The 13,813-nt window shown below is 62.8% G+C and carries 12 protein-coding genes and 2 pseudogenes; 12 read left to right on the top strand and 2 right to left on the bottom strand.

Translation table 11 applies throughout. The annotated features are described in order from the left end of the window. Nucleotides 1-32: 32 nt before the first annotated feature. Nucleotides 33-716 carry a helix-turn-helix domain-containing protein gene (locus tag BUS06_RS05790; RefSeq protein WP_074263405.1) on the bottom strand — a complete coding sequence of 228 codons (684 nt, stop codon included), beginning with the start codon at nt 714-716 and terminating at the stop codon, nt 33-35. A 146-nt stretch (nt 717-862) separates the two neighbouring features. Beyond that, on the bottom strand, nt 863-2,038 hold the full coding sequence (locus BUS06_RS05785) for an MFS transporter (protein ID WP_074265929.1): 1,176 nt from the start codon (nt 2,036-2,038) through the stop codon (nt 863-865). 37 nt (nt 2,039-2,075) lie between these two features. Here BUS06_RS05785 and BUS06_RS05780 point away from each other — a divergent pair, with 37 nt between their 5' ends. The 12 genes and pseudogenes from BUS06_RS05780 to gmhB all read left to right on the top strand — a co-directional run bounded on the left by BUS06_RS05780 (nt 2,076) and on the right by gmhB (nt 13,809). Continuing rightward, nucleotides 2,076-2,276, top strand: a complete 201-nt coding sequence (locus tag BUS06_RS05780) for a hypothetical protein (RefSeq protein ID WP_074263404.1) — start codon at nt 2,076-2,078, stop codon at nt 2,274-2,276. A gap of 310 nt (nt 2,277-2,586) precedes the next feature. Further along, nucleotides 2,587-3,960 carry a tRNA (N6-isopentenyl adenosine(37)-C2)-methylthiotransferase MiaB gene (gene miaB, locus BUS06_RS05775; protein WP_074263403.1) on the top strand — a complete coding sequence of 458 codons (1,374 nt, stop codon included), beginning with the start codon at nt 2,587-2,589 and terminating at the stop codon, nt 3,958-3,960. A 34-nt stretch (nt 3,961-3,994) separates the two neighbouring features. After that, nucleotides 3,995-5,065, top strand: coding sequence for a PhoH family protein (locus BUS06_RS05770; protein WP_074263402.1), 1,071 nt, complete (start codon nt 3,995-3,997; stop codon nt 5,063-5,065). Between the two features lie 66 nt (nt 5,066-5,131). Continuing rightward, nucleotides 5,132-5,593, top strand: a complete 462-nt coding sequence (gene ybeY, locus BUS06_RS05765) for an rRNA maturation RNase YbeY (protein WP_074263401.1) — start codon at nt 5,132-5,134, stop codon at nt 5,591-5,593. A 34-nt stretch (nt 5,594-5,627) separates the two neighbouring features. After that, nucleotides 5,628-6,299: a gamma-glutamylcyclotransferase gene (locus tag BUS06_RS05760; protein ID WP_074263400.1), complete on the top strand. Its 672-nt coding sequence runs from the start codon at nt 5,628-5,630 to the stop codon at nt 6,297-6,299. 294 nt (nt 6,300-6,593) lie between these two features. Further along, nucleotides 6,594-7,490 (top strand): HlyC/CorC family transporter, encoded by an 897-nt coding sequence (locus BUS06_RS05755; protein WP_074263399.1) that lies wholly within the window; start codon nt 6,594-6,596, stop codon nt 7,488-7,490. 31 nt (nt 7,491-7,521) lie between these two features. Then, complete coding sequence (lnt, locus tag BUS06_RS05750; protein ID WP_074263398.1) at nt 7,522-9,192, top strand: apolipoprotein N-acyltransferase; 1,671 nt, start codon at nt 7,522-7,524, stop codon at nt 9,190-9,192. A gap of 103 nt (nt 9,193-9,295) precedes the next feature. Beyond that, nucleotides 9,296-9,541: pseudogene (locus BUS06_RS05745) on the top strand (type II toxin-antitoxin system RelE/ParE family toxin); the annotation flags it as partial. After that, nucleotides 9,534-9,855 (top strand): annotated as a pseudogene (locus BUS06_RS05740) (helix-turn-helix domain-containing protein). The pseudogenes BUS06_RS05745 and BUS06_RS05740, both read left to right, overlap by 8 nt. A 207-nt stretch (nt 9,856-10,062) precedes the next feature. Beyond that, nucleotides 10,063-11,070 (top strand): glycine--tRNA ligase subunit alpha, encoded by a 1,008-nt coding sequence (gene glyQ / locus BUS06_RS05735; protein ID WP_074263397.1) that lies wholly within the window; start codon nt 10,063-10,065, stop codon nt 11,068-11,070. A gap of 15 nt (nt 11,071-11,085) precedes the next feature. Further along, on the top strand, nt 11,086-13,191 hold the full coding sequence (glyS, locus tag BUS06_RS05730) for a glycine--tRNA ligase subunit beta (RefSeq protein ID WP_074263396.1): 2,106 nt from the start codon (nt 11,086-11,088) through the stop codon (nt 13,189-13,191). A 57-nt stretch (nt 13,192-13,248) separates the two neighbouring features. Further along, the gene (gmhB, locus tag BUS06_RS05725; RefSeq protein WP_074263395.1) at nt 13,249-13,809 is read left to right on the top strand and encodes a D-glycero-beta-D-manno-heptose 1,7-bisphosphate 7-phosphatase; all 561 of its coding nucleotides are present in this window, start codon (nt 13,249-13,251) and stop codon (nt 13,807-13,809) included. Nucleotides 13,810-13,813 lie beyond the last annotated feature (4 nt).

Below are 13,813 nucleotides of genomic sequence, written 5' to 3'. Positions count from 1 at the left end.
AGCCAGAACGACGCCGCGGAGGCGTCACTGCATCAAACCGGTGCCGCATGCCGCGCCGCATCGTGCGGCACGTCCCAGCGCGGCGGCGTTTCCGCATTCAGCGTGACGCGAAATGCGCGCGCCTCGGTGTCGCCGGGGTTGCGCAGCGTGTGCGGCTGATCGGCGTCGAAGACGATCGCGTCGCCGGTAGCGAGCAACTGCCGCTGATCGTGAACGCTCACCTCCAGCGTGCCCTCGCTCACTACCAGATTGACCGTCGTCCCGGGCGCGCGACGCACACCCGGTTCGGTATGCAGCGGCGCGATACGCAATTCGTGGAATTCGGCGGTGGCCGGTTCCGCATCGGGATACAGCGGCCGCGCGGAATAGCGCCCGTTCGAGCTGACGAGGCGGGTCGCCTTGTCAGCCGGCAGATGCTCGAAGCCGTTGGTCGCATGGCGCCGCAAGAACGCGGCGACCGAGACTTTCAATGCTGCCGCGACCTTGCACAGCACTTTAATCGACGGCACGCTGCGGGCCGACTCGATCTGCGCCAGCATGGCGCGCGATACCCCCGAAGCACGGGCCAGCGCGTCAAGCGACAGTTGCCGCTCGGCCCGCAAACGGGCCAGATTGACACCGACCAGATGTTCCAGCGCATCCAACGGCTCCGCGGCGCGCGGCCCATCGTGTGCATCCAGCGCGTCATCGCGAACCAGCGCAAGCGGTGAATTCATGAGTGCCTCCAGTAGCGCCGCCAGATGGCGGAGCAAAGGGTTAGTGGAGGCAAGATAGCATTGCGATTCGCTACGCCCAACGAAGTTATCTTCACACTGTTATCAGTATTGCGGAGGACGGTTCCCGCAAAGCTTGTGCGAAATTGTCATATGGCTTCGCCACAGGCGACGCGCCGGGCCGCCGGGACATCCATGCGAGCCGCGATCCATGTCAACAGCAGCGCCGCGATCGACACCGTCGCGGCCACCCAGGGCAGCGCATCCAGGCCGAGGCCATGGCCGATGGCCAGCCCGCCAAGCCACGCGCCGCCGGCGTTTCCCACGTTGAACGCGCCGATGTTCAGCGTCGAGGCCAGATTCGGCGCGGCGCTCGCCTTTTCGACCACCCGCATCTGCAGTGGCGGCACCGTCGCGAAGGCAGCGATCCCCCAGACGAATATCGTCACCGCGGCGGCCACTTGTGAGTGACTGGTGCGCGTGAAGACGGCCATGACCACGGCGAGCGCCAGCAGAATCCCCATCAGTGAAGGCATCAGCGCGCGGTCCGCGAGCTTGCCGCCCATCGTGTTGCCGAGCGTCAAGCCGGCGCCGAACAGGACCAGAATCAGCGTCACGCCACGAGGCGAGAAACCACTTACCTGTTCGAGAATCGGCGCGATGTAGGTGAACACGACGAACACGCCTCCGAACCCGACAACCGTCATCGCCAGCGCCATCCACACTTGGGGGTCCTTCAGGACGCGCACTTCGTGCATGAGGCCTACGGGCCCGGTGTCGTGCTTATTCGGCACCAGCGCCGCGATGCCTGCCAGCGAGGCTACGCCGAGTGCGGCGACGACCCAGAAGGCCATGCGCCAGCCAAACTCCTGGCCGATGAAGGTGCCGAGCGGCACGCCGAGCACATTGGCCAGCGTGAGGCCGGTGAACATCAGCGCAATCGCACTGGCGCGCTTTTCCTGCGGCACGAGCGACGCGGCGACCACCGCGCCAATGCCGAAGAATGAGCCGTGCGCAAACGACGTCACGACGCGCGCAATCATCAGCACCGAATAGCCCGACGCCACCGCGCACAGCACGTTGCCGACGATAAACACGCCCATCAGCAGTTGCAGCGCGAGCTTGCGCGGCATTTTGCTGGTGACCACCGCGAGCAGCGGCGCGCCGACTGCGACGCCAAGCGCATAACCGCTCACCAGCAGACCGGCCGACGGGATCGAAACGGACAGATCGCGCGCCACCTCGGGCAGCAATCCCATGATCACGAACTCGGTCGTGCCGATGGCAAAGGCGCTAATCGCTAGCGCGAGAAGGGGGATGGGCATCGCAAGACTCCAGATTTCAGTAATGAGCGTGACGAACATGAAGCAAGGCCGTCACACATTCGACGACGACGCCCGGCGCGAGCGCGACATACAGCCGGCATTCGCCGGCGAGCGGTACTTCGGCGAGCTAGTAGCGCGCTTCGGCCGTGAGCAACCGGCCGAGCAGCACCTGTCACTCGGCGGTGACAATCGTGGCGTCACCGAGATGCATGACCAGGGTCGGTTTCGAGCCGGATAAGGGATTTCGACAGACGCATTCTCTCTGGCCAGCACCGCTTTGATAATTGGTCTAGCCTTTGAATAATTCTCAAATTAATGTTGAAAATCACGCTACGCCTCGGCCCGTCCAGGTACCTGTTGTTCAGCCGTCACCGCCGGAAACCCGCCCGCAGTGACGGGCTATAATGCTGGATTACGCTGTCGACGTGCTGCCAGGTCTCCCTAAGACTGCGTCCGGCCTCGCGCCACGCCCCGAGCCGCGCACGTTTTCGCCTCTCTTCACTTTTTAACGACGCCCCCAGATAAACCACTGCGACCGGCGAAATTCGATGACCAAGAAAGTTTATGTAAAGACCCACGGCTGCCAGATGAACGAGTACGACTCCGACAAAATGGTCGACGTACTCGGTGCGGCTGAAGGCCTCGTCAAGACCGACACCCCGGAAGACGCGGACATCATTCTCTTCAACACCTGCTCGGTGCGCGAAAAAGCGCAGGAAAAGGTCTTCTCCGAGCTCGGCCGCGCGCGCGAACTGAAGGAAGCGAATCCGAACCTGATCATCGGCGTGGGCGGCTGCGTGGCGAGTCAGGAAGGCGCGTCGATCATTACCCGCGCTCCATATGTGGATCTGGTGTTCGGTCCGCAGACCCTGCACCGCCTGCCGCAGATGATCGACAAGCGCCGCGAAAGCGGCCGTGCCCAGGTTGATATCTCGTTCCCGGAAATCGAAAAGTTCGACCATCTGCCGCCGGCCCGTGTCGACGGCCCGAGCGCCTTCGTCTCGATCATGGAAGGCTGCAGCAAGTACTGCAGCTACTGCGTCGTGCCGTACACGCGCGGTGAAGAAGTGTCGCGTCCGCTCGACGACGTGCTCACCGAAATCGCCGGTCTCGCCGATCAGGGGGTGCGCGAGGTGACGCTGCTCGGCCAGAACGTGAACGCCTATCGAGGCGCACTGACCATCGGCTCATCGGAGATTGCAGACTTCGCGACGCTGATCGAATACGTCGCGGATATCCCCGGCATCGAGCGCATCCGTTACACCACGTCGCATCCGAAGGAATTCACGCAGCGCCTGATCGATACGTACGCCAAGGTGCCGAAGCTGGTGAGCCATCTGCATCTGCCGGTGCAGCACGGCTCGGACCGCATCCTGATGGCCATGAAGCGCGGCTACACCGTGCTCGAATACAAATCGGTGATCCGCAAGCTGCGTGCGATCCGCCCGGACCTGTCGCTCTCCACGGATATGATCGTCGGCTTCCCCGGCGAGACCGAGGAAGATTTCGACAAGATGATGACACTGATTCACGAGATGAAGTACGACACCAGCTTCTCGTTTATCTACAGCCCGCGCCCCGGCACGCCGGCGGCGAACCTGCACGACGAGACGCCGCGCGAAGTGAAGCTCAAACGGCTGCAACATTTGCAGGCCACGATCGAGGAAAACGTCGCGCGCATCAGCGAGTCGATGGTGGGCAAGGTCGAGCGTATTCTGGTCGAACGCCCGGCGCGCAAAGACCCGAACGAACTCGCCGGCCGCACCGAAAACAACCGCGTGGTGAATTTCCCGGCGCCGTTGGCATCGCACGCGCGGCTGACTGGCCAGATGGTGGACGTGAAAATCGTACAAGCGTACCCACATTCGCTACGTGGCGAGCTCGTATTGGTTCACGACGACGCGCCCGCAACCACCCATTAAGCGTACTGACTACCGACAGGATCGATCCAACGCCTTGAAGACCTCTCAGCAGCATCTGGAATTCACCGCACCGCGCGAAGACAACGCGCGGCTCGCCAACCTCTGCGGACCGCTCGACGAAAATCTGCGGCAGATCGAGCAGGCGCTCGACGTCACGCTGCAACGCCGCGGTCACCGTATCTCGATCCGCGGCCGGGGCGCGAAGCTCGCGCTCACCGCCCTCGAAAATTTCTACAACAACGCGCGCGATCCGCTGTCCGTGGACGATATCCAGCTTGCGCTGGTCGAAGCACGTCATCCGCCGCGCAAAAGCAGCAACGGCGCCAACGGCGGCGAAGGTCCGGACGCGCGCTTTCGCCACGACCCGGATCATCCGTTCGACGAACCGGCCGATACCGGCGAAGAAGACCTCGAAGCGCTCGGCCCGAAGCTGTACACGCGGCGTGCCGATCTGCGCGGCCGTACCCCGGCGCAACGTGAATATCTGAAGCAGATCATCGCGCACGACGTGACCTTCGGCATCGGGCCGGCCGGCACGGGCAAGACGTATCTGGCGGTGGCCTGCGCGGTGGATGCGCTGGAACGTGACCAGGTCAAACGCATTGTGCTGACGCGTCCGGCAGTGGAAGCGGGCGAGCGCCTGGGCTTCCTGCCGGGCGATCTGGCGCAGAAGGTCGACCCGTATCTGCGTCCGCTTTACGACGCGCTGTACGATCTGCTCGGCTTCGACAAAACCGCCAAGATGTTCGAGCGGCAGATGATCGAAATCGCGCCGCTCGCCTACATGCGCGGCCGCACGCTGAATCACGCATTTATCATCCTCGACGAGGCGCAGAACACCACGCCCGAACAGATGAAAATGTTCCTGACGCGGATCGGCTTCGGCTCGAAGGCTGTGGTCACGGGCGACACGACCCAGGTCGACTTGCCGCGCGGCCACAAGAGCGGTTTGATCGAGGCACAGCAGGTGTTGTCGGACGTGCGCGGAATTGCCATGACGCGGTTTACCAGTGCCGACGTGGTGCGGCATCCGCTGGTGGCGCGCATCGTGGAGGCTTACGACGCGCACTCGCAGAAAAACGCCAATCCCGCCGACGCACGTTGAACCGGCCATGCCGTCACGTATTGAACGCCGCCTTCACCCGTTAAGCACGCAATAAAGCCCAGACGCATGAGCCGCACCCCGAAACTGACGTTGAACGTGCAATTCCCCGCCGCCAAGGCCTGGCCGGAGCACAAGGCGATTCTGCCGCGTGCGACGGTCGCCGGCTGGGTGAAGGCAGCTCTCTTCGCCGACGCGGAACTGACCGTGCGCTTCGTCGATGCCGAAGAGGGCCGCACGCTGAACCGCACCTATCGCGGCAAGGACTACTCGACCAATGTGCTTACCTTCGCTTACGCCGAATCGGAAGACGATCCGGTGACAGGCGATCTGATCCTGTGCTGTCCGGTGGTCGAGAAGGAAGCCGCCGAACAGGGCAAGACGCTGACCGAGCACTATGCGCACCTTTTGGTGCACGGCACACTGCACGCGCAGGGCTACGATCACGAGGTCGAGGAAGAAGCGCAGGAAATGGAGGCGATCGAGACCGAGATCCTCGCCGCGCTCGGCTTCCGCGATCCCTATCAATAGACCCGTAACCGCACCAGGCCCGTAGGCCATTCCCGTGAGCGCCCCCTACCCCGTACCCGACGACCGACCGCCCTGCCCCGGCTATCCGCCCGAGCTGGGCGAATCGCGTCTGCTGACGGACGAGGAGTTGCGCGCCTCACTCGACTGCACGCTGCGCGACTGGGACCGGAAAAGCGATCTGTGGCTGTTCGGCTATGGCTCGCTGATCTGGAATCCGGGCATGCCGACGGTCGAAGCGACGCGCTCCAAGGTGCACGGCTATCACCGCGGCCTGTATCTGTGGTCACGGGTGAACCGCGGTACGCCGGAACAACCGGGCCTCGTGCTGGCACTCGACCGTGGCGGCTCGTGCACCGGCATTGCCTTCCGGCTGGCCGCCGAGGGCGCGATGCCGCATCTGGAAGCGCTCTGGCGGCGGGAAATGGCGATGGGTTCGTACCGGCCCGCCTGGTTGCCGTGCAATCTCGCCAACGGCCGGCGCGTCGAGGCGCTCGCCTTCGTGATGCGCCGCGACGTGCCGTCCTACACCGGCAAACTGGCCGACGAGATCGTGCAGACCGTGTTCGGCTGCGCCTGCGGGCGCTACGGCACAACGCTCGACTACGTCAGCCGCACGGTCACCGCGCTGCGCGAGAGCGGCATGCCGGACCGCGCACTGGAAGCGCTGCTGGCCCGTTGCCGCGAAGCGCAGAGCGACGGCGGCTGAATGGCCGAACGGCCGCGAACGGCCGTTCGCCCGGGACGCGTGCACCTCACCGCGAGCCCTGGGTTCGTGGCCCGGAACGTCTGAACCTCCAATTGGCCTTACACTGAGCTTGCGTCACGGATTTTTGCTCCATTGCCCTTTGGCCAGCGTTATCCGTTAGCATTGAACCAGGCCCTGCGCATGCGGTGCGCCCCGTTGTCCCCTGGCGAGGCCGCCGGGACACGGTCCTGCCATGTGCGTGGTGTATCCTTAACGCTCTGCAACAGCGCGCCCAGTCTTGCCGGGCGCACCACCATGAACGACACGTATCCCAGTCGACACCGAACTAGCGACAAACCACAGGAAAAACGCTCCCTGCTTGAGCGTCTGACCGACTTCATCTCGCCCGAGCCCGAATCCCGCGGCGAACTTCTGGAAATCCTGCAGGACGCGCACGAGCGCAACCTGATCGACGCAGATTCGCTGTCGATGATCGAGGGCGTTTTCCAGGTCTCCGAACTCTGCGCACGCGACATCATGATTCCTCGCGCCCAGATGGACGCGATCAACATTGCGGAAACACCGGCGGAATTCATCCCTTTCCTGCTGGAAAAAGCGCACTCGCGCTATCCGGTCTTCGAAGGCAACCGCGACAACATCATCGGCGTGCTGCTCGCCAAAGACCTGCTGCGCTACTACGCAGAAGAAGAGTTCGACGTGCGCGGCATGCTGCGCCCCGCCGTGTTCATTCCGGAGTCCAAGCGCCTGAACGTGCTGCTGCATGACTTCCGCGTGAACCATAATCACATTGCGATCGTCGTGGATGAATACGGCGGCGTCGCGGGCCTCATCACGATTGAAGACGTGCTGGAGCAGATCGTCGGCGACATCGAGGACGAATACGATTTCGACGAGGAAAGCGGCAACATCATCGCCTCACCGGATGGCCGCTACCGCGTGCGTGCGCTGACAGAAATCGAGCAGTTCAACGAAGCGTTCAACACGCACTACTCCGACGACGAAGTCGACACGATCGGCGGGCTCGTCACGCATCACTTCGGGCGCGTGCCGCATCGCGGCGAGAAGGTGCGCATCGACGACCTGATCTTCGAGATCCTGCGCGGCGACGCGCGGCAGATTCACATGCTGCTGGTACGCCGCGATCCGCTCGCCGGCCAGCGCGAGCGCGACGCGCAGCACGTGCAGACCTGATCTCTTTCTTCCTCAAAACGACCGCGCAATAATGGCCGACCCGATTACTTCCCGTCTGCGCCGTGGCGTGACGTCCACAGCGGCGCAAGCGCCGGGCCGGACGTTGCCGCGGTGGCACTACCTCGTCGCACTGGTCGCCGGTGCCGCGAACACGCTCTCGTTCGCGCCGACGCCGCACGGCGGCTGGCTCGAAGTGGCGATCTTCGCGTTTTTCTTCGCGTGGCTCACGCGGACCACGGGATGGAAAAGCGCCGCGTTGACAGGCGGAGCGTTTGGCTTCGGCAACTTCGTCACGGGCGTGTGGTGGCTGTACGTCAGCATGCATGACTACGGCGGGATGTCGCCGCCGCTGGCCGCAGCGGCGCTGGTGCTGTTTTCGCTGTATCTCGCGGTGTATCCGGCTCTGGCTGCGGGGGTGTGGTCGTTTTGCGCTGGGCATGCGCAAAACGGCGCGCTCGACGACAAACCGTTTTCTCCTACTTGGCATGGCGCGTTTGCATTCGCCAGTGCGTGGGCGGTCAGCGAGTGGTTGCGCGGCTATGTGTTCACGGGGTTTCCTTGGCTTGCGAGCGGCTATCCGCAGGTCGACGGGCCGCTTGCAGGATTTGCACCAGTGGCGGGTGTGTACGGCGTGGGCTGGATGTTGGCGCTGGTTGCTGCGCTGATCGTGCAGGCGGTGGTGCGGGTGCGTGAGCCTGCAGAGCTGCGTAAGGGCGCGACGCGCGTGGCCCGGGTTGCGCCTGCCGCTGTTGTCGCAGTGGCATTGCTCGCGGCGGGCATGCTGCTGCCGTTGGCCACGTGGACGGTGCCGGCTAACGCACCGCTTAAAGTGAGGCTGCTGCAAGGCAACGTGAAGCAGGAGATGAAATTCGAGCAGGCCGGCATGGTTGCCGCCATCAACGAATATCAGCAGATGATTACCGCAAAGCCGGCGGACCTGGTCGTGACGCCGGAAACGGCGATTCCGGTGCTGATCCAGGAATTGCCGGTGCCGTTTGCTACCGCGGTTCGCAACTTCGTCGATTCGACCGGCACGTCGATCCTGTTCGGGGCGATTGGCGGCACCATCACGCCGGAAGGACGACTTGTCGACTACACGAACAGTACGTTCGGCATCACGCCGGGCTCGCGCGAGTTGTACCGCTACGATAAACATCATCTCGTGCCGTTCGGCGAATTCGTGCCGTGGGGTTTCCGCTGGTTTGTGAACCTGATGAATATTCCGCTTGGCGATTTCTCGCGCGGGGCGCCGGTGCAGAAGCCGTTCATGGTGCATAACCAGCCGGTTTCGGTTGATATCTGTTACGAGGATATTTTTGGCGAGGAGATCGCGAGGTCGATTCGGGAGAGCGATACGCCGGCTGGAGTGTTGGTTAACTCTACTAACCTTGCCTGGTTTGGTGACACGATCGCGCTGGATCAGCATCTGCAGATTGCACGGATGCGCTCGCTGGAGACGGGGCGGCCGATGTTGCGGGCTACTAACACTGGAATGACCGCTGCGATCGATGCGCACGGGAACGTGGTCGCGCGGCTGACACCTTTTACAGTTGGGTCGATTGATGTGACCGTGCAAGGGACGTCGGGGAATACGCCGTATGTGACGAGTGGGAATAATACCGTGCTGGCGGTTTCGCTCTTTTTGCTGGCGTTTGGGTTTGCGTTTGGGCCGGGGATACGGAAAAGGAGCGGAGGGGGCTAAACAAAGTGGCGCTCTGGTTGAAAAGAGCGCCATTTTTTTTGCCTGGATGTAGCGGAAATTTCAGCCCTCCTTTCAGCTCAATTCTCGTGACGCCGGTCGGGGCGACGACCTCGGTGGGCATGTCTGGAAGAAGCGTCTCGATAAAAACACGAGGCGTGGCGTTGTTGTCAATAAACTGGGCGATTTCTGGGTTTTCGTCTATCTGTTCGCGAAGAGCGATCGGGAAAACATTGACGACCGGGAATTGCGCGACTTCAAGAGGCTTGCTCGGGACTACGGCAATGCGAATGGTGCCGATGTTGATGAAATGTTGAGATCGAAGGAATTAGTGGAGATCTGCAATGGCTAAGACCCGATTCAGAAGTGATGCTTCGGAGGCGATTCACAGCGCGGCTTCCGGTCTGTATCGAGCGGAAGTCATCGATAAGAAAAACGATGCGTGAGTATGACGACCTGTGCATCGAGGAAGCACCCGCGTTCAATCCGAAGGATATTGTGCATATCCGCAAGGGGGTGATTGTCAGTCAGAGCGTGTTCGCGATGTATCTCAACACGACCGTGTCCACGGTGCGGCAATGGGAGCAGGGCGACAAGAAGCCGAGCGGAATCGCTGCGCGTATGCTCCAGCTCGTGCAAAAGAACGGTCTTGAGATTTTCGATTGATCTCTTGGGAGCTTAAGTAACAAAGGGCCGCAAATCTCGGCTCTTTGTGTTCCTATGACCGCCCCGCACAGCCAACCTCCCACCCCACCCCCAAAAACCCTCACCCCCCGCCCTTTCCGTTAAAATCTACCGTTTAGCACTTTGCTCCACGGCCGCCTCGCGCGCCCCGGCGCCAGCGGCGCGGCCTCCATGCCCGAAAGGCACTTCATGCTCACGTTTCAGCAAATCATCCTGACGCTGCAATCCTACTGGGACAAGCAGGGTTGCGCGCTGCTCCAGCCGATCGATATGGAAGTCGGCGCGGGCACCTCCCACGTCCACACGTTCCTGCGCGCGGTCGGCCCGGAACCGTGGCGCGCGGCCTACGTGCAGCCGTCGCGCCGCCCGAAGGACGGCCGCTACGGCGAGAACCCGAACCGTCTGCAGCACTATTACCAGTACCAGGTGGTGTTGAAGCCGGCGCCGGAAAACATCCTCGATCTGTACCTCGGCTCGCTCGAAGCGCTCGGTTTCGATCTGAAGCAGAACGACGTGCGCTTCGTGGAAGACGACTGGGAAAACCCGACGCTCGGCGCGTGGGGTCTCGGCTGGGAAGTCTGGCTGAACGGCATGGAAGTCACCCAGTTCACCTACTTCCAGCAAGTGGGCGGTCTGGACTGCAAGCCGGTGCTCGGCGAAATCACCTATGGGCTCGAACGCCTTGCCATGTATCTGCAGAAGGTCGAGAACGTCTACGACCTGGTGTGGACCGAGTGGGAAGAGCAAGGCCCGAACGGTCCTGAAATGCGGCGCCTCTCATACGGCGACGTGTATCACCAGAACGAAGTTGAGCAGTCCACTTACAACTTCGAGTACGCGAACACCGATCTCCTGTTCACGTTCTTCAACAGCTACGAAGCGGAAGCGAAGCGCATGATGGAAGTGCCGCTCGCACTGCCGGCGTACGAACTCGTGCTGAAGGCCGGCCACACGTTCAACCTGCTCGACGCGCGCGGCGCGATCTCGGTGACCGAGCGGGCGGCGTATATCGGCCGCATTCGTAACCTGTCGCGCCAGGTGGCGCAGGCTTATTACGAATCGCGCGAGAAGCTCGGCTTCCCGATGCTCGGCAATCCGGTGCACGGTGTGCCCGGCCTCACGACTGACGAACAGGACGCCGCGATGCCCGCCTGGGCGCCGCCGCTCAAAGTCGAACGCAAGATCGACGCGGACTGACGAGAATACCAACAGATGACTCATCCCCAACACGCCACCCTCCTCGTCGAACTGCTGACTGAGGAATTGCCGCCCAAGGCGCTCGCGCGTCTCGGTGACGCCTTCGCCGAAGGGATCGCCCAGCGCCTCGCCGCGCGCGACCTGATCGAAGGCGAACTGTCGTTCGAACGCTATGCCACGCCGCGCCGTCTCGCCGTCACGATCAGGAATGTTCGCGACGTTGCGCCGGAAAAGCAAGTGCGGGAAAAAGTGCTGCCGGTGTCTGTTGCGCTCGATAAAGACGGCCAGCCGACCGCGCCGCTCGCCAAGAAACTCGCCGCGCTAGGCTTCGCCGATTTCTCGGTGAGCGATCTCGAGCGTGCATCGGACGGCAAGGCCGAAGCGTTTTTCCTGCGCTATACCGCCCCCGGCGCGACGCTCGCCGAAGGTCTGCAAGCTGCATTGGATGAAACGCTGACCGTCTCGAAGCTGCCGATTCCCAAGGTGATGACATACCAGCGTCCGGACGGTACCAACATCCAGTTCGTGCGCCCCGCGCAGCGGCTCACCGCCCTGCACGGTGAACAGGTCGTGCCGGTTACAGCACTCGGTATCGACTCCGACGACACCACGCTCGGCCACCGCTTCCTGTCCGAAGGCTTCGTGCAGATCCAGCACGCCGACACGTACGCAGAGACGCTGCGTCACAAGGGCCACGTGGTCGCGAGCTTCGCGGATCGCAAGGAAACCATCCGCACGCACCTGCTCGCACAAGCCGAGGGTGACCAGGTCGTGATGCCTGAAGCGTTGCTCGACGAAGTGACCTCGCTGGTCGAATGGCCGGTGGTGTACACCTGCCGTTTCGAGGACGAGTTCCTGCAAGTGCCGCAGGAATGTCTGATCCTGACCATGCAGACAAACCAGAAATACTTCGCGCTGACCGATGCCAACGGCAAGCTGCGCTCGCGCTTCCTGATTGTTTCGAACATCGAAACCGCGACGCCGGGCGACATCATCGAAGGCAATGAGCGCGTGGTACGTCCGCGTCTGGCCGATGCGAAGTTCTTCTTCGAGCAGGACAAGAAGAAACCGCTCGCCGACCGTGTGCCGCTGCTCGCCAACGTCGTGTATCACAACAAGCTCGGCTCGGCGCTGCAACGCGTCGAACGCGTCGAAGCGCTGGCGGGTGCAATCGCCACATTGATCGGTGCGGATGTCGCGCTCGCCAGGCGTGCCGCCCTGCTCGCCAAGGCCGACCTGATCACCGACATGGTCGGCGAATTCCCCGAGCTGCAAGGCACGATGGGCACGTACTACGCGCGCCACGACGGCGAGCCGGAAGAAGTCGCGCTGGCCTGCTCGGAACACTATCAGCCGCGCTTCTCCGGCGACGCGTTGCCGGCCACGGCAACCGGCACGGTCGTCGCGCTGGCAGACAAGCTCGAAACGCTGGTGGGCATCTGGGGCATCGGTCTGCAACCGACCGGCGAGAAAGACCCGTTCGCGCTGCGCCGTCATGCGCTCGGCGTGCTGCGGATCCTCGTCGAGAAGCAGTTGCCGGTCGACCTCGTCGAACTGCTGCGCACCACCTACGCGCAGTTCGCCGCCGTGCCGAACGTCGCCGATTCGACCCAGGCCATCTACGATTTCTGCATGGACCGTCTGCGCGGCCTGCTGCGCGAGCGTGGCTACTCCGCCGGTGAAATCGACGCAGTGCTGGCGCTGAACCCGACGCGACTCGATGACATCGTCGCGCGTCTCGATGCAGTGCGCGAGTTCTCTGCTCTCAACGAAGCAGCCTCGCTCGCCGCGGCAAACAAGCGCATTTCGAATATCCTGAAGAAGTCGGACGGCGCGCCGGCGGCCGGTGTGCAAGTTAATCTGCTGCAGGAAGCGGCGGAAAAAGCCTTGTACGCGCAGCTCGAACAGGTGGCGCCGCGCGTCCAGTCGCAACTGGCGGCACATGATTACACGGGTGCGCTGACAGCGCTTGCTGCGTTGCGCGAACCGGTCGACACTTTCTTCAACGACGTGATGGTCAACGCTGAAGACCCAGCGTTGCGGGCTAACCGTCTGGCCTTGCTCGGCGCACTGCATCAGCAGATGAATTGCGTCGCCGACATTTCCAGACTCGCAGCCTGATCGCCGGACAATCGCTGAACAACCGACAAACAAGCTGCGCAACCAGGCGCCCGCGCTATGCCGACCAACCCTAAAAAAGTCGTTGTCCTCGACCGCGATGGCGTGATCAACGTCGATTCGGACGCGTTCATCAAGTCGCCGGACGAGTGGGTCGCGCTACCCGGCAGTCTCGAAGCGATTGCCCGGCTCAACCAGGCCGGTTATCGCGTCGCGATCGCAACGAACCAGTCAGGCATCGGGCGCGGGCTGTTCGACATGAACGCGCTCAACGCGATGCATCTGAAAATGCACCGCATGGCAGCAGCGGTCGGCGGACGCATCGACGCAGTATTCTTCTGCCCGCACACGGCAGGGGACCACTGCGAGTGCCGTAAGCCGAAGCCCGGCATGCTGAAGACGATCGCCGAACGGTTCGAAGCCGATCCCAAGGTAACGCCAGTCGTCGGCGATTCGTTGCGCGACCTGCAGGCGGGCGCCGCACTCGGTTTCCAGACGCATCTGGTGCTGACCGGCAAGGGACGCCAGACGCTCGACGCGGGCGGCCTTCCCGAAGGCACCAAGGTTCATGACGATCTGCGCGCCTTCGCGCTAGACTTTCTTGCCACAGAACAAGCCTGACGCG

This window comes from Paraburkholderia phenazinium (genome assembly GCF_900141745.1).
In the GTDB taxonomy this organism is placed as follows: Bacteria; Pseudomonadota; Gammaproteobacteria; order Burkholderiales; family Burkholderiaceae; genus Paraburkholderia; species Paraburkholderia phenazinium_B.
Note: the sequence above shows the minus strand (reverse complement) of the source record. Positions and strands in the feature narration are given on the sequence as shown.

Coding starts and splice junctions, on each gene's coding strand:
- BUS06_RS05790 (WP_074263405.1), bottom strand. CDS start 716: ATGAATTCACCGCTTGCGCTGGTTCGCGATGACGCGCTGGATGCACAC.
- BUS06_RS05785 (WP_074265929.1), bottom strand. CDS start 2,038: ATGCCCATCCCCCTTCTCGCGCTAGCGATTAGCGCCTTTGCCATCGGC.
- BUS06_RS05780 (WP_074263404.1), top strand. CDS start 2,076: ATGAAGCAAGGCCGTCACACATTCGACGACGACGCCCGGCGCGAGCGC.
- miaB (WP_074263403.1), top strand. CDS start 2,587: ATGACCAAGAAAGTTTATGTAAAGACCCACGGCTGCCAGATGAACGAG.
- ybeY (WP_074263401.1), top strand. CDS start 5,132: ATGAGCCGCACCCCGAAACTGACGTTGAACGTGCAATTCCCCGCCGCC.
- BUS06_RS05755 (WP_074263399.1), top strand. CDS start 6,594: ATGAACGACACGTATCCCAGTCGACACCGAACTAGCGACAAACCACAG.
- lnt (WP_074263398.1), top strand. CDS start 7,522: ATGGCCGACCCGATTACTTCCCGTCTGCGCCGTGGCGTGACGTCCACA.
- glyQ (WP_074263397.1), top strand. CDS start 10,063: ATGCTCACGTTTCAGCAAATCATCCTGACGCTGCAATCCTACTGGGAC.
- glyS (WP_074263396.1), top strand. CDS start 11,086: ATGACTCATCCCCAACACGCCACCCTCCTCGTCGAACTGCTGACTGAG.
- gmhB (WP_074263395.1), top strand. CDS start 13,249: ATGCCGACCAACCCTAAAAAAGTCGTTGTCCTCGACCGCGATGGCGTG.